At 28.9% G+C, this 18,327-nt stretch carries 16 protein-coding genes; 7 read left to right on the forward strand and 9 right to left on the reverse strand.

Going from position 1 to position 18,327, the window contains the following annotated elements; genetic code table 11:
- Positions 1-16: 16 nt before the first annotated feature.
- The 5 genes from AAC008_RS05825 to AAC008_RS05845 form a co-directional block, all read right to left on the reverse strand.
- Entirely contained in the window at positions 17-1,513 is a 1,497-nt protein-coding gene (locus tag AAC008_RS05825; RefSeq protein ID WP_339887996.1) for a DUF2330 domain-containing protein, read from the reverse strand.
- Positions 1,514-1,532: 19 nt separating this feature from the next.
- The gene (locus tag AAC008_RS05830; protein WP_339887997.1) at positions 1,533-3,737 is read right to left on the reverse strand and encodes a von Willebrand factor type A domain-containing protein; all 2,205 of its coding nucleotides are present in this window, start codon (positions 3,735-3,737) and stop codon (positions 1,533-1,535) included.
- 45 nt (positions 3,738-3,782) lie between these two features.
- On the reverse strand, positions 3,783-4,760 hold the full coding sequence (locus AAC008_RS05835; RefSeq protein ID WP_339887998.1) for a hypothetical protein: 978 nt from the start codon (positions 4,758-4,760) through the stop codon (positions 3,783-3,785).
- A gap of 55 nt (positions 4,761-4,815) precedes the next feature.
- Positions 4,816-5,352 (reverse strand): sigma-70 family RNA polymerase sigma factor, encoded by a 537-nt coding sequence (locus AAC008_RS05840; protein ID WP_339888000.1) that lies wholly within the window; start codon positions 5,350-5,352, stop codon positions 4,816-4,818.
- Between the two features lie 65 nt (positions 5,353-5,417).
- Complete coding sequence (locus AAC008_RS05845) at positions 5,418-6,239, reverse strand: hypothetical protein (protein WP_339888001.1); 822 nt, start codon at positions 6,237-6,239, stop codon at positions 5,418-5,420.
- 60 nt (positions 6,240-6,299) lie between these two features.
- On the opposite strand from AAC008_RS05845, the gene AAC008_RS05850 reads away from it, so the two are divergent.
- The 5 genes from AAC008_RS05850 (at position 6,300) to AAC008_RS05870 (ending at position 11,870) form a co-directional block, all read left to right on the forward strand.
- Positions 6,300-7,178: a PPK2 family polyphosphate kinase gene (locus AAC008_RS05850; RefSeq protein ID WP_339888003.1), complete on the forward strand. Its 879-nt coding sequence runs from the start codon at positions 6,300-6,302 to the stop codon at positions 7,176-7,178.
- Positions 7,179-7,204: 26 nt separating this feature from the next.
- Positions 7,205-8,581 (forward strand): MATE family efflux transporter, encoded by a 1,377-nt coding sequence (locus tag AAC008_RS05855; protein WP_339888004.1) that lies wholly within the window; start codon positions 7,205-7,207, stop codon positions 8,579-8,581.
- A gap of 6 nt (positions 8,582-8,587) precedes the next feature.
- On the forward strand, positions 8,588-8,815 hold the full coding sequence (locus AAC008_RS05860; RefSeq protein ID WP_026718117.1) for a hypothetical protein: 228 nt from the start codon (positions 8,588-8,590) through the stop codon (positions 8,813-8,815).
- A 208-nt stretch (positions 8,816-9,023) separates the two neighbouring features.
- Entirely contained in the window at positions 9,024-10,814 is a 1,791-nt protein-coding gene (locus AAC008_RS05865) for an OmpA family protein (protein WP_339888005.1), read from the forward strand.
- Between the two features lie 3 nt (positions 10,815-10,817).
- Complete coding sequence (locus AAC008_RS05870) at positions 10,818-11,870, forward strand: hypothetical protein (RefSeq protein WP_339888007.1); 1,053 nt, start codon at positions 10,818-10,820, stop codon at positions 11,868-11,870.
- Positions 11,871-11,887: 17 nt separating this feature from the next.
- Here the strand turns inward: AAC008_RS05870 and AAC008_RS05875 are convergent, their stop codons facing one another.
- The 4 genes from AAC008_RS05875 to meaB form a co-directional block, all read right to left on the reverse strand.
- Positions 11,888-12,529 carry a response regulator transcription factor gene (locus tag AAC008_RS05875; protein ID WP_339888008.1) on the reverse strand — a complete coding sequence of 214 codons (642 nt, stop codon included), beginning with the start codon at positions 12,527-12,529 and terminating at the stop codon, positions 11,888-11,890.
- Between the two features lie 2 nt (positions 12,530-12,531).
- Positions 12,532-13,290 (reverse strand): ATP-binding protein, encoded by a 759-nt coding sequence (locus AAC008_RS05880; RefSeq protein WP_339888010.1) that lies wholly within the window; start codon positions 13,288-13,290, stop codon positions 12,532-12,534.
- A gap of 650 nt (positions 13,291-13,940) precedes the next feature.
- On the reverse strand, positions 13,941-14,576 hold the full coding sequence (locus tag AAC008_RS05885; protein WP_339888012.1) for a hypothetical protein: 636 nt from the start codon (positions 14,574-14,576) through the stop codon (positions 13,941-13,943).
- A 232-nt stretch (positions 14,577-14,808) separates the two neighbouring features.
- A complete protein-coding gene (meaB, locus tag AAC008_RS05890; protein WP_339888013.1) occupies positions 14,809-15,918 on the reverse strand; it encodes a methylmalonyl Co-A mutase-associated GTPase MeaB in 1,110 nt (369 codons plus the stop codon).
- Between the two features lie 73 nt (positions 15,919-15,991).
- Here meaB and AAC008_RS05895 point away from each other — a divergent pair, with 73 nt between their 5' ends.
- On the forward strand, positions 15,992-16,903 hold the full coding sequence (locus AAC008_RS05895) for an AEC family transporter (RefSeq protein WP_339888015.1): 912 nt from the start codon (positions 15,992-15,994) through the stop codon (positions 16,901-16,903).
- A gap of 10 nt (positions 16,904-16,913) precedes the next feature.
- The gene (locus tag AAC008_RS05900) at positions 16,914-18,320 is read left to right on the forward strand and encodes an FAD-linked oxidase C-terminal domain-containing protein (protein ID WP_339888017.1); all 1,407 of its coding nucleotides are present in this window, start codon (positions 16,914-16,916) and stop codon (positions 18,318-18,320) included.
- Positions 18,321-18,327: the final 7 nt, after the last annotated feature.

An 18,327-nucleotide genomic window follows, 5' to 3' on the forward strand; every position in this document is an offset into this window, starting at 1 on the left:
ATTTATCGTTAATAATTTAGAATAAGAAGTTTTTGACAACAGCTAATTTTGGTAAAAGAGTTTTTCTCTTGTAAATCAAGAAAGCTATTAATGCAAAACCACTTAATTGTAATAAAATTGGAAGTGTTTTATTAGGTTTATTTCCTTTTGAGAAGAAAAATAAGCCTCCTTTTTTAGTGTCACTTTTTGCATTTTTATACCCTAATTTTGTTCTGATTTCGTTGGTGTAATCATCATAAGAATCAGTATCCCAATTGGTTAAATTGGCTAAAGTTTCTAATTCATTTTCTCGTCTGTTTAAAACATCATTGTAATATCTTCTTCCTTCTGAACAAGTTTCCATATCAACATTTACACTGTGTTGCATGATATATCTTCCTTGAAAAGATTGTTGGTCCATAGTTTCTTGAAATTGTAAATCCATTGGAAAATTAGCTCTATCATAACGAACATGTAAACGTGTAAAGAATAAATTTCCTTCATAATCACTTCCTTGCCAACCTTCTGGTGTTCTGTAATTGGCAAAGAAAACGCCAGCATCTTTCAATTCAGCATAACTTGGTGGAGTAGTGGAACAAGGGTCACATTTTTGATAATTGTGTGAACTCAAATCCCATGCATATTCCGTGAAAACAGCGTTTTTTCCATACTTTTTATATTGTTTTGAAAACATATCTTGATAAAAATTTTGAAATTTTTCTCTCATGAAAGTTGGAATATTTTTATCCGTTGGTATTTTTACGGTTCTGTAATTGGTACTTTCTACTCTTCCGTTTTTGGTAAAAGCATAGATGATTAAGTCTTGGGCTCCATTTGCATTTGCCATGCCTAAACGAATAGGTAACATGAATTTTTCGCTTTCAAATGAAATTTGGATTGGACTTAATTCATTTCTACCTAATTTTTTCATTTCTGCTAAATTGACTTTCACTACAAAAAAATTCATTTTCGATTTGATATATGGTTCCAAAACTTCTTCCGCTTTAGCTGGAATTTTATAATCATTTTGAAGTAACCAAGTTTTTAAACCAGTTGATTCTTTTGCAGATAAAATTAGAATATCATATTCACCAACAGTATATTTTGCTTCAATAGTTACACCTAAATCTTTTTCTTTTTTCGTAACCATTTTAATCGAATTAGCAGAAACACTTTCCATTACCATCATATCATCATACCTGTATTTTGGTTGACACGGGTGTTCGTCATAATATTCAACCAAACGAGGTTCTGAATATTTATTTAATTTGTTGAAAATATCTTTTCTAACGACTTTAATGTCGCTTTCTTTCAATACAGTTGGAACTGGAATTACAATGGCAAAATCTTTTACATCACCTTTAAAATCGCTGTTCATGGTTACTGTGTTTTTATTTCCATCACGCACAAGAATTACTTCTGAAGCTTGATTAAAAATTTTAGTATCACCTGTGGAAACATAAAATCCGCAGAACGATTGTAGTATTGGTAGCATTATAAATACTAGCAAAACAAGGATTACTTTCTTTTTCATAATTTTATTTTTTTTAAATTTAATTTATAGTATTTGTTGCTTCAACTAGGCGAATAAATTCAGCTTTATAACCTTCGACGTCAATTGATTTTCCTTGTAGTGCTAAGTTTTTTATATCGTTTGAAGCTTTGTTACTTATCAATTTTGAATCTCTCAATTTTAATCCAAACCAAGCGACTGCAGCACTAAATTTGAAGTCTTCAGTAGCATTTTGTAATGAATTATTTGTGTTTTTAATAACTTCAACCATTTCAATACTCTTTTTGCCATCTGGTTTTTTATAGCGAAATTTTACTGTTGCTAATTCATCTGAATAATTGGTTGCAGCCTTACTTTTTTCAGAATATTTTAATTCAGGAATTTCATTTGTAAATGAGCTTTCAATTCCTGTTGGGATAATTTCATATAAAGCAGTCACTGTGTGACCACTTCCTAGTTCACCAGCATCAATGGCATCATTTTTAAAATCTTCGGTACGTAATTTCCTGTTTTCATAACCAATTAAACGATAATTTTGAACGTGTTTTGGATTGAATTCAATTTGGATTTTAACATCTTTTGCAATGGCATACATACTACCTTTGAATTCCTTACCCAAAAAACGATTTGCTTCTTGAATATTATCGATGTAGGCATAGTTTCCGTTTCCTTTATCAGCTAAAATTTCCATTTTACTGTCTTTGTAATTTCCCATTCCGTAACCTAAACACGTTAAGAATACTCCAGTTTTACGTTTTTCTTCAATTAAAGTTTCCATGTCTTTGTTAGAAGTTGAACCTACATTAAAATCACCATCAGTGGCTAAAATAATTCTGTTATTTCCACCTTTTATAAAGTTTTCTGAAGCAATTTTATAAGCTAATTCGATTCCTGCTCCACCAGCAGTACTTCCACCAGCAGTTAAATTATCAAGAGATTTTATTATTGTTTCTTTATCATTTCCTGAAGTAGTTGGTAATACTAATCCTGCAGCACCAGCATAAACAACAATAGCTACTTTATCGTTTTCTCTTAATTGATTTACCAATACTTTCATAGATTCTTTCAAAAGTGGTAGTTTGTTTTGATCACTCATTGAACCTGATACATCGATTAAAAAAACAAAATTTGAATTAGGAAGGTTGTCACTTGGAATTTCTTTTCCTTGTAATCCAATTTTTATTAATTTATGTTTTTCATTCCATGGACAATCATTATATTCTGTATGAATTGCAAATGGATGATCATCAGATGGTTTTGAGTAGTTATATTTAAAAAAATTAACCATTTCTTCAACTCGTACTGCATCTTTTGGTACTATTTGACCTTGATTAATGAATCTTCTAACGTTTGTATAAGATGCATTGTCAACATCAATTGAAAAAGTTGAAAGAGGTTCATTAGTAGGATTTGTAAACTGATTTTCAACAAATGAATCATAATCTTCTTGATCTGGTTCAATAGCTGGAATTGGTTGGTTGTTCTTTTTAATTTGATCGAGTAGTTTTTTCTTCTCTTCTTTTGGTAAACCGTTTTTTGAAACCACAACAATTACTCCGTTTACACCTCTATCGCCATATAATGCTGCACCTTGAGATCCTTTAATTACATTCATTGCTTCAATTTCTTTAGGATCCATATTTTGTAATGTTTCGACTGTCGAAATTTTATTATCAATAACAACAAGAGCCTCATTAGTTCCTGTAATTGAGCGATTACCTCTTAATACAATTGAGTTATTTTGATTTACACCATTGTTTTTCGTAGTTATTTGAAGACCTGATACTTTTCCTGAGAGCGATTTTATTGTTTTAGGATTTGCTCTTTGTGCTAATTCACTACTCTTAACACTTTGATATGATGAAGTAGTTGCATCAGCTTTTCTACCTTTACCAACAATTCCAGTGAGTACGACTTCCTCACCGACATATCCATTTTCAAGAACCACATCAATGACTTTTTGTTTTCCCACTTTTACAGTTTTTTTCTTTTTTCCTGTGAAAGTAAATTCTATCTCATCTTGTTCACTTGCTTCAATGGAATATTTGCCGTTAAAATCAGTTGTAGTTCCTTTTGTAGTTCCTTTGACAATAACAGTTGCTCCAGGTAATGTTCCTAATTCATCACTTACGGTTCCAGTAATAACAATGTAGTTTTCATAATTTTTTTCATGATTTATAGTTTTAAAATTTAGGAAAAGTATAAGCATAGCAATCCCTGACGAAATATGTATTAGATTTTTCATAATATAATGTTTTAGTTAAAAAATTGGTTTTTCTTTTTTTTGAATTTAGTTTTTAATGGAAATAATAACTACTCCATTGTTTCCTTTTTTACCATATATTGGTTTGGCTTCTTCAGGTAAATAGACTTTTATGGAATCTATTTTTTGAGCATTTAAAGGAGCATATTTACTTGTAGGTTTTTCTCCAAATAAGGATTCTTCTGAAAACTCTTCTCCATTGATAATATAGATTGGGTTTTTTAGTTCAACCATTTCATCCATTTCGCTTGAACTTAAATCTTCTCTTTTTTTAGATGATAACTCTCCGTTAATTAGAACTAAATCATCGCTTTTTGTTTGAGGTTTTACAACTTTTTCTTCAATTTCGGATTTTTTAGATTTTACAACGTCGTATTTAAAGTTTGAACTTCTAGCAGCATATATTGTTCTGTTGCTTAAAAAATCATTGCTTTTCGAGCTTGAAGAATTATAATAACCTTTTTCAACAGCTTCTTTTTGAGACATTAATTGAATATCATCAGAAACCTCTTCTGCAGCAAATGATGTTTTAGGTGACTCTGAAATTTTTTTGTCTTTTTTTAATGTAGTAGAAATTTCATATTGAACGACTTCATCTTCATTAATTATTGCTTTCGGTTTGTTTGAAGTAGTAGAAGCATTATTTGAATTTGCAAAAGTTTCTACTTCTGGTAATGACTTATTATTTTCCGTTTTATTGGCATCAATTTGGATTTCAATATTCTCTTGAGATTTTTCTGTTGATGATTCAATATTTGTTTTTGGTTCGATTGGTTCAGTTAATTCTTTTTGTGTATTGAATAATTGAATTCCAACCGTAAAAAACAATAAGAAAGAAGCAGCAATGGCTAGTTTTTTCCAAACTTCGCTTTTCTTTTTTATTATTTTAGTGTCGAGTTTTTCTTCTACACGATTCCACACTTTATCCATTCCTGGAAATGATGTTTCTTCTGCTTTGTTAGAAGCGTTTTTGATTTTTTGATATATTTTTTCTTCGTTTTTCATTTTGTGCTGAATTTTATGCTGAATTTTTTACAGCATCTTTTCATGTATGTTTTAATTATTTTGCTTTTTGATAGTAAAAGGTATTCACTAATTCTTTCAATTTTGTTTTAGCAACGTTTAATTGTGATTTGGATGTTCCTTCAGATATTTTAAGTTGCTCGGCAATTTCTCTATGCGAAAAACCTTCAATTACAAAAAGATTAAAAATCGTTCGACAACCTTCTGGAATTTTCTCAACCAATTTCAACAAATCTTCTTCTTCTAAATCCGTTACTTCGTCTGTAAAAGGTTGCGATTGCATGTTAGTATCTTCCAAATAAAGATTGAAATTCAAATTCTTTTTGAGTTGTAACAAACATTGATTGACTGCAATTTTTCGTGCCCAACCTTCAAAAGCTTTATTTTCTTTGAGTTGTTCTATTTTAGTAAAGATGATGTAAAAAGCATCGGCCAATACTTCTTCAATCTCTTCTTCTTTTTTGAGATAGCGTTTGCAAGTGTAATACAACTTAGTTGCCATCTGTTCATATAATAAACGTTGGGCTTCTCGTTGATTTTTTTTGCAGGCTATGATTATATTTTCATCTATCATAAAAGGTTCCTTTATTATAAGAGCATAAAAAGTTGTAAAAGGTTGGAAAGGTTTTGAAAAAAAGTTTATTTCTTAATTGTTAATTTGAAAATATTTGATTCCAAAATGGCTGTGTCATTGTCTTCACACAATAAAAAATCTATTTGATTTTCTGTTTTTTTATAAAGTGTAATTCCTTCAAATTTATTTTTACTTGAAATTAAAATTGTTTCTTCAATTGAAAAATCCGTTAATTTCATTTTACCTAAAAATGTTCCTACTATTTCTCCATCGTCATAAGTTGAAATTGTGTTTTCTGCTGATGCTAAAAAATAAATGGTTTCATCTACTAAAATTGCATCTGTAAATGAAGATTGAATATTATTAATTTTAGGTAATTCAATTTTTTTAAATTCAATTTCAATTTCTTTGTCTTTATCAACGATAAAAATTCCATTTGACGCATTTTTTCCATTTCCTCTTTGAAATAAATAAAACTTTTTATTAAGATAAAATACACCTTCAATATTTAGTTCGTCATCTTGTATTGAAAATTGAGACTTTAATTTACTATAAAGTTCAGATAAATCTTTTTCTTTAATTCTATTATTCAAAAATTGATATGTTTTTAACATTTCCCTATTTTCAGTAGAACCAGAACCAAAAATAAATAATTTGTTTCCATCTAAAGCCATAGACTCAAAATCAGGTTTTTCTTTTTTTGGAATATTTTCTTGAGGATTTTCGACCAAAGCAATTTTATTTAATTTATTAGAATCTATTTTATATTCATATAAATACGAACTGTTATCTGAAATTAAATAAATTAAATTATTGTGAAAAAAAAGTCCAGAAGCTGAACCAATTCCTATTATTTGAAAAAAGAGTTGTAGTTGAAATTTTTCCATACTTTTACAAAACAAGTTAAATTATAAAGACAAATATAATTGTAATTAATAGTAAAACACATGAAAACCTTAAAATCTGAAGACTTTAAAGTAACAAAAACCATAAAGTTAAAAAATATTCCAACTTTCATAATTGTAGAAACTTCTGAAAAGAAGAAAGAAAAAGAATTACAAAAAATTCGTGAAAAATTAAGTAAAGTACAAGACAGAATGTACGCTCATAATAAATATGGTGTGTTAATTTGCTTACAAGGAATGGATACCGCTGGAAAAGATAGTCTAATTCGTGAAGTTTTTAAAGAATTTAATGCACGTGGAGTAGTGGTTCATAGTTTTAAAACTCCTTCATCCAATGAATTGGAACATGATTTTTTATGGAGACATTATATTGCATTGCCAGAAAAAGGAAAATTTTCGGTTTTTAACAGAACACATTATGAAAATGTTTTGATAACCAAAGTGCATCCAGAATATATTATGAATGAAAATATTCCGAGTATTGATAGTTTGGATGACGTTAATGAGGATTTTTGGGAAAACCGTTTTGAAAGTATCAATGCTTTTGAAAAGCACGTTGCCTTAAATGGTGTAATTATTATGAAATTCTTTTTGCACTTGAGTAAAGAAGAGCAACGTCAACGTTTGCTTCGAAGATTAGAAACTGAAAAACACAATTGGAAATTTTCTCCAGCTGATTTAGCAGAACGTCAATTATGGGATAAATATCAAAATTGTTATCAAGATATTTTGAATAAAACGTCTAAAGAACATGCTCCTTGGTTTGTAATTCCGGCTGATAATAAAGAAACAGCTCGTTATATTGTTGCCAAAACTATTTTAGACGAATTAAATAAATACGAGTTTCATTATCCAGAATTGGAAGATGAAGTAAAAGACAATATTAAAATGTATCATGATAAGTTAAGTAGCGAGAAATAACTATCTTTGCCGCTTTAAAATTACAAATGAATTTATCAACTTATACCAAAGAGTTTACTTATAATTTAAAACTGGCTTATCCTATTATTCTTGGAATGTTAGGGCATACTGTTGTTGGTATTGTAGATAATATCATGGTTGGGAAAATTGGTCCAGATGAATTGGCAGCAGTTTCATTAGGAAATAGTTTTGTTTTTATAGCCATGTCACTTGGAATTGGATTTTCAACAGCTATAACTCCTTTAGTAGCCGAAGCTGATGGAAAAAATAATATTGAAGATGGAAGAAGTGCATTTCATCATGGATTGTATTTGTGTACCATTTTAGGATTTGCATTATTTACAATAATCTTTTTTGCTAAGCCGTTAATTTCATTTATGGGACAACCAGAACATGTAGTTGAATTAGCAAAACCTTATTTAGATATTGTAGCTTTTTCATTAATTCCTTTAATAGTATTTCAAGCTTATAAGCAGTTTGCTGATGGAATGAGCGAAACTAAATACTCTATGTGGGCAACTATTATTGCTAATATTGTTAATGTAATTTTCAATTATTTGTTAATTTATGGAATTTGGTTTTTTCCAAAAATGGGAATCGTTGGAGCAGCAATTGGAACTATAATTTCACGTTTTGTAATGTTAGGTTACATGCATTATATGATGAATAAAAAAGAAAAGTTTTATCCCTTTTTTAAAGGTTTTGATTTAAAGAAAATTAAAAGAGAAGTCAATATAAAAATCATCAAGTTAGGAACACCTTCAGCATTACAAATGTTTTTTGAAATTGCTTTATTTACAGGGGCAATTTTGCTTTCGGGTTATTTAGGAACTACGAGTCAAGCCGCGAACCAAATCGCTTTAAGTTTAGCGTCTTTCACCTTTATGTTTGCGATGGGATTAAGTGTTGCAGCTATGATTAGAGTTGGAAATCAAAAAGGATTAAACGATTATAAAAAATTGCGAATTGTAGCTGTGTCAATATTCTTACTAGCTATTCTTTTAGAAATAGTTTTTGCATTAATATTTGTGTTATTTCATAACTCATTACCAGCTTTATTTGTTGATATGAATAGTTTAACAGATTTAGCTAAAAACACAGAAGTAGTTGCAATTGCTGGACAATTATTGTTAGTTGCAGCAGTTTTTCAAATTTCAGACGGTTTGCAAGTTGTTGTCTTAGGAGCTTTACGTGGCTTACAAGATGTAAAAATCCCGATGTATATGACTTTTGTTTCTTATTGGGTTATTGGCTTTCCAATCTCAATTTACTTAGGATTATATACAGATTTAAAAGCAGCAGGAATTTGGATAGGATTATTAGCAGGACTAACTTCTGCAGCAATATTTTTGTATATTCGCTTTAATTATTTGACAAAGAAATTAATAAATCAAAACTCATAGCTTACCATGGAAAGACCAAAATTTATATTAGGAGACAATACTGATTTTCCAGATGATATCTTTATTGTACATTTAGATTATCCACGTTTTTTAATCAATTTAAAAGATGATGAAGTTGAGTTTTTAGAAGATATCGAAGAAGAAGACGAACGCGAATTAGAATCAGAAATGGAACACCTAATAACTTTAGCAGGTGAATTTTATGATAAAGAAATGGAAAATTATGAAGAGTAAATATAATTAAATATTTTTTTTGAATTAGAAAAAAATATTTAATTATATTTATTTATGAATTTTATTACAGGAAGATAATAATAATGAAGTATCAAATTTGGAAAAAGTATCAAATTTGTAATAATATTCAATATTTTTTATAATCTTTGTAATTGATTTAGTTGTTTAATGAAGACAGATTACATTACATAATATTTTTTAATCAAATATGAAAAAAATAAAATTAATCATAATAATAACATTGTACTTAAGTCAATTAACAAGTATAAATGCACAAGAATTACAGCCAATAGACACTACATCTAATGTTGTTAATTTAAAAGGTTTTCAGGTAGCTTTGAGAGGTGGATTCGATATCCCAACATTTGACAACAATACTCCTTATATTGATTATAAAGGAGGATTAATGGCAGGAGCGTCAGTTGATTATTATTTTAAATGGTATGGGTTAGGGATTGATTTTGATTATATTCAAAACAAACCATCAAGTAGTTACGTTACTGGGAACTTGTATTATAATGGTTATAATGTTACTAGTTTAAATTTAACTGAAGATAAAATCACAAGAAATTTTATAGGAATTGGTCCAAGTTTCAAATATCAACCTACAAATAAATATAGTGTTGAATTGAAATTAAGAGCTGGTATAAGTTCTATAGATGGTGGACAAACAAGTTTAGTTGGAAGTTATGTGAATTCTTCCAATGTACCTTCAACAGAAATATTTAATTATCATAATGGATATTCTCAAACTAATGTATTTTCTGCAAAAGGATCATTACAGTTTAATTATTTTGTAACTAATAATCTTGGATTAAGTGTTGGTGGTTATTATTTAAAACATTTTGATTCAGAAGAATCTAAAAACAACTTATTAAATTACACGACTAGTTATAAACCTATTACTTCAGTATTAGGTGCTAATAATGAATCTACTAATCAAACATCTAATACACAATTAAGAGAAAATCCTTGTAATTGCGATGTTAGTTCTATAGGCGTTTTTGTTGGACTTGTTTATAAATTTACTTCAGATCCAAATAAGCCTAAAAAAGAAAAAAAGAAAAAAGAAAAAGTTAAGGAAGTTTACTCGTTGACAGTTACAGCTAGAGATAAATTCACAAAAAATATACTACCTGATACAGAAGTTGTTTTAAAAAATGATGATGATGAAATTTTAAAAACGGGAAAAACTAATTCTTTTGGTGTTGTTGTTTTTGAAGATATTGAGCCTGACAGTTACATTATAGAAGGAGCTCTTTACGGGATAAATTTAGAAACGGAAAATACAAAAAAGCGTGAATTTAAGAAAGGTCTAACATTACAAAAAGAGTTACAGTATACAGATAAAAACTTTATATTAAATGGAAAAACAGTAAGATGTAACACTACTAGCCCATTATCTGATGTCTCTGTTGTTTTAAGAAGTTTAGATGCAACTATTCAGAAAAATTCTATTACAAATGAAAAAGGAGAATATATTTTCAACTTGAATGAAAAAACTTCTTTTACTATTTATGGTAAAAAAAATAATTTCTTTTCACAGACAGAAACTATAAATACTGAAAATTATGACAGAAACACAACACTATTCGTTAAGTTAGAAATATGTATGGAACAAGTTGATTGTGGAAAAGCAATTAAACTAAATAATATTCAGTACGATACGGATAAATATGCAGTTAAGAAAGAAGCTAAAGTAGAATTAAATAGATTGGTTCAATTTTTAAATGATAATCCAGAGATAAATGTGGAATTATCTTCTCACACTGATTCTAGAGGTCAAAATAAATACAATCAGACCTTATCACAAAACAGAGCAAATGCTGTTGTTGATTATATTGTTTCTCAAGGAATTAAAAGAAGTAGATTATTAGCCAATGGTTACGGTGAGTCTCAACTTTTAAACGAATGTGCTGATGAAGTAGAGTGCACAGAAGAACAACATCAAGTAAATAGAAGAACAGAAATGAAAGTTATTTGTCCTGATAAAAAATAAATCATGAAAAAAAGAATAGTATATCCAGTTTTAGCTTTAATAGTAGCATCATTTTCAATTATTGTATCATGTTCTAGTAATGATTGTGAGTATGTATTGATAGAAGATATTAATGGCAGCAATTTATGTGCAGCTAAAAATATTTTAAATATCTCTACAGGAATTGACGAAGTTGGAAATGTTATTGCACCTGGTGATAATGTTTCAGACCCATATTGGAGATTGATTAATAGGCCCTTATATAATCAATTTTCTACTACAACTTCAGATCAAAATTTAATAAATACTATTAATGGTAATGCCTTTATAGTTAATTATAATAATTCTAATAGTACAGATTGGATTAACCAAAACAATTCCTCTTCAATTAGTCCTGTAAACGTAGGAACAAATCAAATATTTAGTGCTGGTACGATTGGTAATCCTTTTGGATTTATTACTCCATATATTTTTGAAAGATCCTTTTGTGTAAAAGATCCTATAAGTTTAATTATTGATATAGAAGCAAGAGGCGAATTAAGTGTGAAATTTGAATTAGTTAATAACGCAACTAATTTCGTATATGCTACAAGTCAAGATATAAATAATTCTAGTGATTCTTGGTATGATACAGTGAATATTCCCGCTGGTACTTATAGTATAAGAGCTTATTTGATTTATAAGGGCTCTACTTTACCAGCATTTTCTTTAGTAGGTTCTATTAAAACAGTTAATGATAGTTTTGTTCTAACAAATAATAACAATAACTGTTGTAGTAACAATATTATAGGTTTAACTGTAATAAGCGATGATGATTGTAATAATGACTTTGATTCAAATGTTGATAGCATTTTTAGTAATTTAATAACTGCTACTATTATTGATTCTTCAGGAACAGTTGTTAGTAGCCAAGATATTGATATAAATGGTAATATTATATTTGCAGGTTTACCAGACGGTACTTATACCATTCAACTATTTATTCCAGATTCGGCCCAAGCCATTTCTCCAAATAATTTTCAAGTTACTGTTGTAAACAATGAAGTAAAGAATTTCAATATTTTTGTTTGTCCGTAATCATTTTGTACTAAATTTTAAGGAACATAAATTTTGTGTTTAATTGCGTAAAGCACTAAACCTATTCTGTTTTTTACATTAAGTTTTACAAATAAATTGTCTCTGTAGCCATCAATTGTTTTGGGGCTTAGATTCATTTTATCAGCAACTTCCTTATAAGTTAATTCGGTGCAAATAAGTTTTAGAAATTCAATTTCATTTTCTTTTAAAATTGCTTCTTGTTGACTTTTACCGGTTACGGAATTCATAAGTGCATCCGTTACTATGTTTGAATGATAAACTCCAGTTTCAATAATTTTTAATAAGGCTATTTCTAAAGTTTGTTTGTCCACATCTTTTAGTAAATATCCTTTTGCACCAGCACGAACCATTTTTAGAATGGTATTTTCATCTTCCTCAACAGTTAAGGCCAAAACTGCTACTTCAGGATGATTTTTACTTATCCATTCTGTGGTTTCAATGCCATTCATAATAGGCATGTTTATATCCATAAGAACGATTTTAGGAATATTGTTTTTTGATTTGAATTGTTCTACTAATTCAGCACCATTCTTACATAAATAACTGACTTTAAATGATTCAAATTTATCAACTATACCAGCAATGGCCTGCGATAATAAAGTGTGATCTTCAACAAGAACTATAGAATGTTTTTTCATTTTTAAATTAATCGGTGAATAATTGTTAATAGTGTTCCTTTATTTTCTTCTGATTCTATTGAAATCTCAGCATTAATCAAAGCTCCTCTTTTCTTCATGTTATTTAAGCCAATTCCATTTGTTGAACTTTGAGAAGCATCAAAGCCAACTCCATTATCTTTTACTATAATTATTAATTCATGATTAGTGAATTTCAGTATCACATTTAGTATAGAAGCTCTTGAATGCTTAATAGTATTTGAGAAAAATTCTTGAAGAATTCTAAAAATAATGATTTCTGTTTTCGCATCTAAATCTATATAATCACCTTCAATAACTAAATCGGATTTAATATAATTTAAACGGTTAAATCTGTCAATTTCTAGTTGAATAGCTTGATTTAATTTAATATTTGAGATAAAATCAGGGTTGATTACTTTGGATAATGCTCTAACTTCATTTAAAATTACAGTTAAATTATCATTTACATCTTTAATGTTTTCAGGATTGTCACCGACACTTTGAAGTTGAATTTTAGCTAAAGTCAATAATTGACCAATATTGTCATGAAGTTCCCAACTTATATTTCTTAAAGTTTGTTCACGGATTTCTACTTGAGATTCAGCAATTTCTTTTTCGAATTGTTGTTGCGTTTCTACTTGTTTGTGTAGAAGGACATTTTTCTTTTTTTGAAAAATTATAAACAAGAAAACCATTATAACACATACACTAAATAAAACTATGATAGCTAAAAATAATCCCTCTGTTCCTTGCTGCTCCATATAAAACCTGAAATTATTATTAAATTATATACAAATACTAGTAAAAAATTTACAGCATAAATATAAGGAATTGTGGGTGAAGTTTTATAATAATTTCTAATTACATTAAAAGGAATGTTTGGTAATAAAAATAATAGCAGTCCAATACTTATCCAAAATACCATCATCTTATTAATATGTATAATTTTATCAGAGTTTAAAATTTCGTATAAATAGATTAAAATTGAAGTAATTATTACAATACCACCTGTTATATAAGTGTTAGAAAAATAATCTCTGAAAAAATCATCAATAAATAGCAAATTTATTAAGTAACTTGCATAATAACAGGCCAAAAGGATTGAAATTATTTTTTTGCTTTTTAAACTTTTTACAGCATTTTTAAACAATAATATATAAAAAGTAAAGGAGACAATTTGAAAAATATTATAAAAAAACACATTAAAAATGGATATGTTTTGACTATAATATCTTGCAGTAAAGTCATTTATTACAATATACCAAAGCAGAAATAAAAAGTATTTTAAATACGTATCTTTATACTTATAATAACACAAAGACCCTGCAATCGCTGTGACTATTTGAAAATAAGTAAAAAAAGTTTTTAAATCTGCTATAGGTATATTCTTAATTTCCATTAATTATTTAATTTATTCACCCGGAGGAGGTGTTAACTGCATGTCGTTTAATATCAAACTTGTTTTAACTGATTCATTTGATTTTGGGTTACTAGGACGTGAATCTTTTTTGCATAAAAGACCATCAATCGCTTTAAAGTTTCCAATTAATCTATTTTCTCCAGTGGGTTCTATATAAAAAGGAACATTTTTTAAATTTGGGTATACTCTTCCCCACTCATTAGGCTCAACTTCAATTGTAGGAGCTAAAAAGAATGTCTCTCTATTTCTATAAACTTGTGCTTTATGACTATTCTTTAATGTGTCAGGGTAAGCAGCAAAATAAACCCTAATACCAGATATTTTTTTCTTGTTTAAACGTTCAACTTCATCTAAATAGGCAATGTATTGTTTTAGAGAATCTAACTCGATAAAGGCAAACAACGTTGGGTCATATTCTTTTTCTGGTGTTGAGTTATTATCCTTAATTAACTTTCCAATAGAATCTTGATAAAAATTCTTCATCTCAATAGCTTGATCAACTGAAATTATTTGAGTTGGTTCTTTACTGTTATTTAGATTTTCTTCTTCACTTTTAGGATTACAAGAACTTAAAAATAATAAAGTTAAAAAAAGTAATGTGGTCGTAATTGCTTTATTTTTTTTCATCTTAATTTATTGTGTTACAAATTTAATTTAATGCTTTCATTTCCTTTAAGGAAAAACACCCTTTTTTACTGAGTGTTTAATCTTTTTATTAAAGGTTATTTTCCTTTTTATTATTAGTATAAAACGTTAATATTTGTACTATCTGCTTTATTAAAATAAGGTATAGTTAGTTTAGTTTGTTTTTGATAGAAAACCTCAGTGAATATAATTAGCATTGAGGTTTTTGCTTTGTTTATTTAAAATACTTCTCCAATAAACTCTTAGCTGCTACAAAAGGTGAAACTTCATTGTTTTGCACCGCTTTTTTATTTTCTTCAAGTAGTTTTATAATATCAGGATGATTATAGAAGTTGTTTTTTAACTGCTCATTTATGGTTTCCATCATCCAAAATTGATTCTGATCTTGTCTTTTCTTTTCGAAGAAATGATTCTCTTTTGCTAAATCAAAATACTCTGAAATTATAATCCAAACATTATCAATTCCTGTTTTTTCAAAAGAACTACAAGTTGTCACTTTCGGAATCCAACCGCTACTTTTTGCAGGAAATAAATGTAAAGCTCTATTAAATTCAGCTTTAGCCAATTTTGCTTTAGAAATGTTATCACCATCCGCTTTATTGATTACAATGGTGTCAGCCATTTCCATAATTCCACGCTTAATTCCTTGTAATTCATCACCAGCTCCAGCAATTTTTAAAAGTAAAAAGAAATCAACCATACTATGAACTGCGGTTTCACTTTGACCAACTCCAACCGTTTCAATTAATATAGTATCAAAACCACAAGCTTCACATAAAATGATGCTTTCACGTGTTTTTCGGGCTACACCACCAAGACTATCTCCAGATGCACTTGGACGAATAAAAGCATTTTCATCTTTGACTAATTCTTCCATTCGAGTTTTATCACCCAAAATACTTCCGTGACTTATAGAACTACTAGGATCAACAGCTAAAACAGCTACTTTTTTACCAATAGAAGTCAAATAAGTTCCAAAAGCTTCAATAAACGTACTTTTTCCAACACCAGGAACACCAGTGATTCCAATTCTAACGGATTTATTAGCAAAAGGCAAACAACTATTTATAACTTCATTTGCACGCTCTAAATGTTCTGGATTTGTACTTTCGACTAGAGTAATTGCTCTACTTAAAGCGATTTTGTTACCCTTTTTTATAGCTTCAATTAATTCATTTGCAGACGGAATAATTTTTCGTTTTAATTGAATCCTTTTAGCCACAGTATTGCTCAACGAATCTGGTTGATTGATGCCGTTAACTTCTGATAATGCTGATTTTTTGCCTTGCTCTTCCAAAAATTGTCTCTTTCTGTAAATGTACAATTTTTTTGAAAAAAAAGAACTTTCCATTTAATAATCAAATAATGCTTTTACCTTTGTAATTCATAATAATACAATGGATAATATTCTTCTAATTTTCATTTGTCTTTTGATTGGTGTTTCTTTTCAATATGTAAAAGCGTTTCCCAAAAACATGCATATTGCTTTAAATCAATTTGTTATTTATGTTTCTTTACCCGGATTAGCCTTGTATTATATTCCAAAAATAGAAATATCAACCGCTTTATTATATCCATTAGGAATCGCATGGTTGGGTTTTGGACTCTCGTTTTTGTTTTTTTACACTTTAGGAAAATATTTGGGCTGGTCCAAGAAACTAACAGGTTGTTTAATTTTAACTGCTGGTTTGGGAAATACGTCATTTGTTGGATTTCCAGTAATTGAAGCTTTATATGGCTCAAAAGGTATTGAAACAGCAATCGTTATAGATCAACCAGGGTCATTTGTAGTAATGGCAACCTTAGGAATTATTGTTGTTACACTATTTTCTAGAGAAAAATTGAGTTCAAATGCAATTGTTAAGAAAATTTTATTTTTCCCTCCTTTCATTGCCTTTATAGTTGCTTTATCGCTCAATATCTTTGATGTTGATTTTCCTGTAGATTTCCAATCTGTTTTTCAGCGAATTGGTAATACTGTTACTCCAATTGCATTGATTGCGGTTGGTTTGCAATTGAAAATTGAAAGAAAAAGCAAACATTGGAACTTTCTTACTTTAGGTTTGTTATTTAAATTAATGATTACACCTGTTTTTTTCTTTATTTTGTACAAGAAAATATTTGGAGCATCAGGCTTAATGATTGATGTTTCTATTTTAGAGTCAGCAATGGCTCCAATGATTACAGGAGCAATTTTGGCTTCAACTTATGGTTTAAAACCAAAATTAAGCAGTATGATGGTTGGAATTGGAATTCCGTTATCATTCATAACTTTAGCTTTTTGGTACTGGATTTTATTAAATTTTTAAAATAAGAAAAATGGAATTAAAGAAAAATATATACGATTTATTAAAAAATATTGTTGGTGAATCTTACATCTTTACGGATGAAGATACTAGAAATCATTACGGTCACGATGAAACAGAAGATTATGTTTTTCCTCCAAGTGTAGTTTTGAAACCTGCTAATGCTCATGAAATTTCTGAAATTCTAAAAGTAGCCAATCAATTTTATATTCCTGTAACACCAATAGGAGCAAGAACGGGTTTAAGCGGTGGTGCATTATGTGTTCAGAAAGGAATTGGACTTTCGATGGAACGGTTAAATAAAATCATAGAAATTGATGAAAAAAATCTTCAAATTACGGTTGAACCAGCTGTAATTACTCAAGTTTTGCGTGAAGCAGTTTTAGAAAAAAACCTATCTTATCCAGTAGATCCAAGTAGTCAAGGAAGTTGTTTTATTGGTGGAAATGTTGCCGAAAATGCTGGTGGAGCAAGAGCTTTGAAATATGGTGTAACGAAAGATTATGTTTTAAATTTAGAAATCGTTTTACCTAATGGTGAAATTATTTGGACAGGAGCAAATACATTAAAAAACTCAACAGGTTACAACCTGACGCAATTAATGGTTGGAAGTGAAGGAACTTTAGGAGTTATAACTAAAATCGTTTTAAAGTTGATTCCTGCTAATAAGCACAATGTGTTGTTGTTAGTTCCTTTCTATAATTCAACTCAAGCGTGTGAAGCCGTTTCTGCTATTTTTAGAGCTGGAATTGTGCCAAGTGCATTAGAGTTTATGGAGCGTGATGCTTTAGAATGGACGATGAAATATATTGATGGTGTAAGTGTTGAAATTAAAGATAATATTCAAGCGCATTTATTGATTGAAGTGGACGGAAATTATCCAGAAATTTTAATGCAGGAAGCCGAAAAAATTCTAGAAGTTGTTGAACAATATGAAATTGATGAGGTTTTATTTGCTGATTCAGATGAACAAAAGAATGCTTTATGGAAAATGCGTAGAGCTGTTGGTGAAGCCGTTAAATCAAATTCAATTTATAAAGAAGAAGATACAGTTGTTCCAAGATATGAATTACCAGCTTTATTAAATGGAATAAAGGCAATAGGAATGAAATACGGTTTTCAATCGGTTTGTTATGGTCATGCTGGTGATGGAAATTTGCATGTAAACATTATCAAAGGAGAATTATCTGATGAACAATGGAAGAAAGAAATCCCAAAGGGAATCAGAGAGATTTTTGAATTAACAGTTGCTCTAAAAGGAACACTTTCTGGAGAACACGGAATAGGATATGTACAAAAGAATTATATGGACATAGCGTTTACAAAAACACATTTAGAACTTATGGAAAGTATTAAACGCGTTTTTGATGCCAATCATATTTTAAATCCAGGAAAGATTTTTCCTGATGAAGAGGTTTAATTAGTAA

The organism is uncultured Flavobacterium sp., assembly GCF_963975515.1.
In the GTDB taxonomy this organism is placed as follows: Bacteria; Bacteroidota; Bacteroidia; order Flavobacteriales; family Flavobacteriaceae; genus Flavobacterium.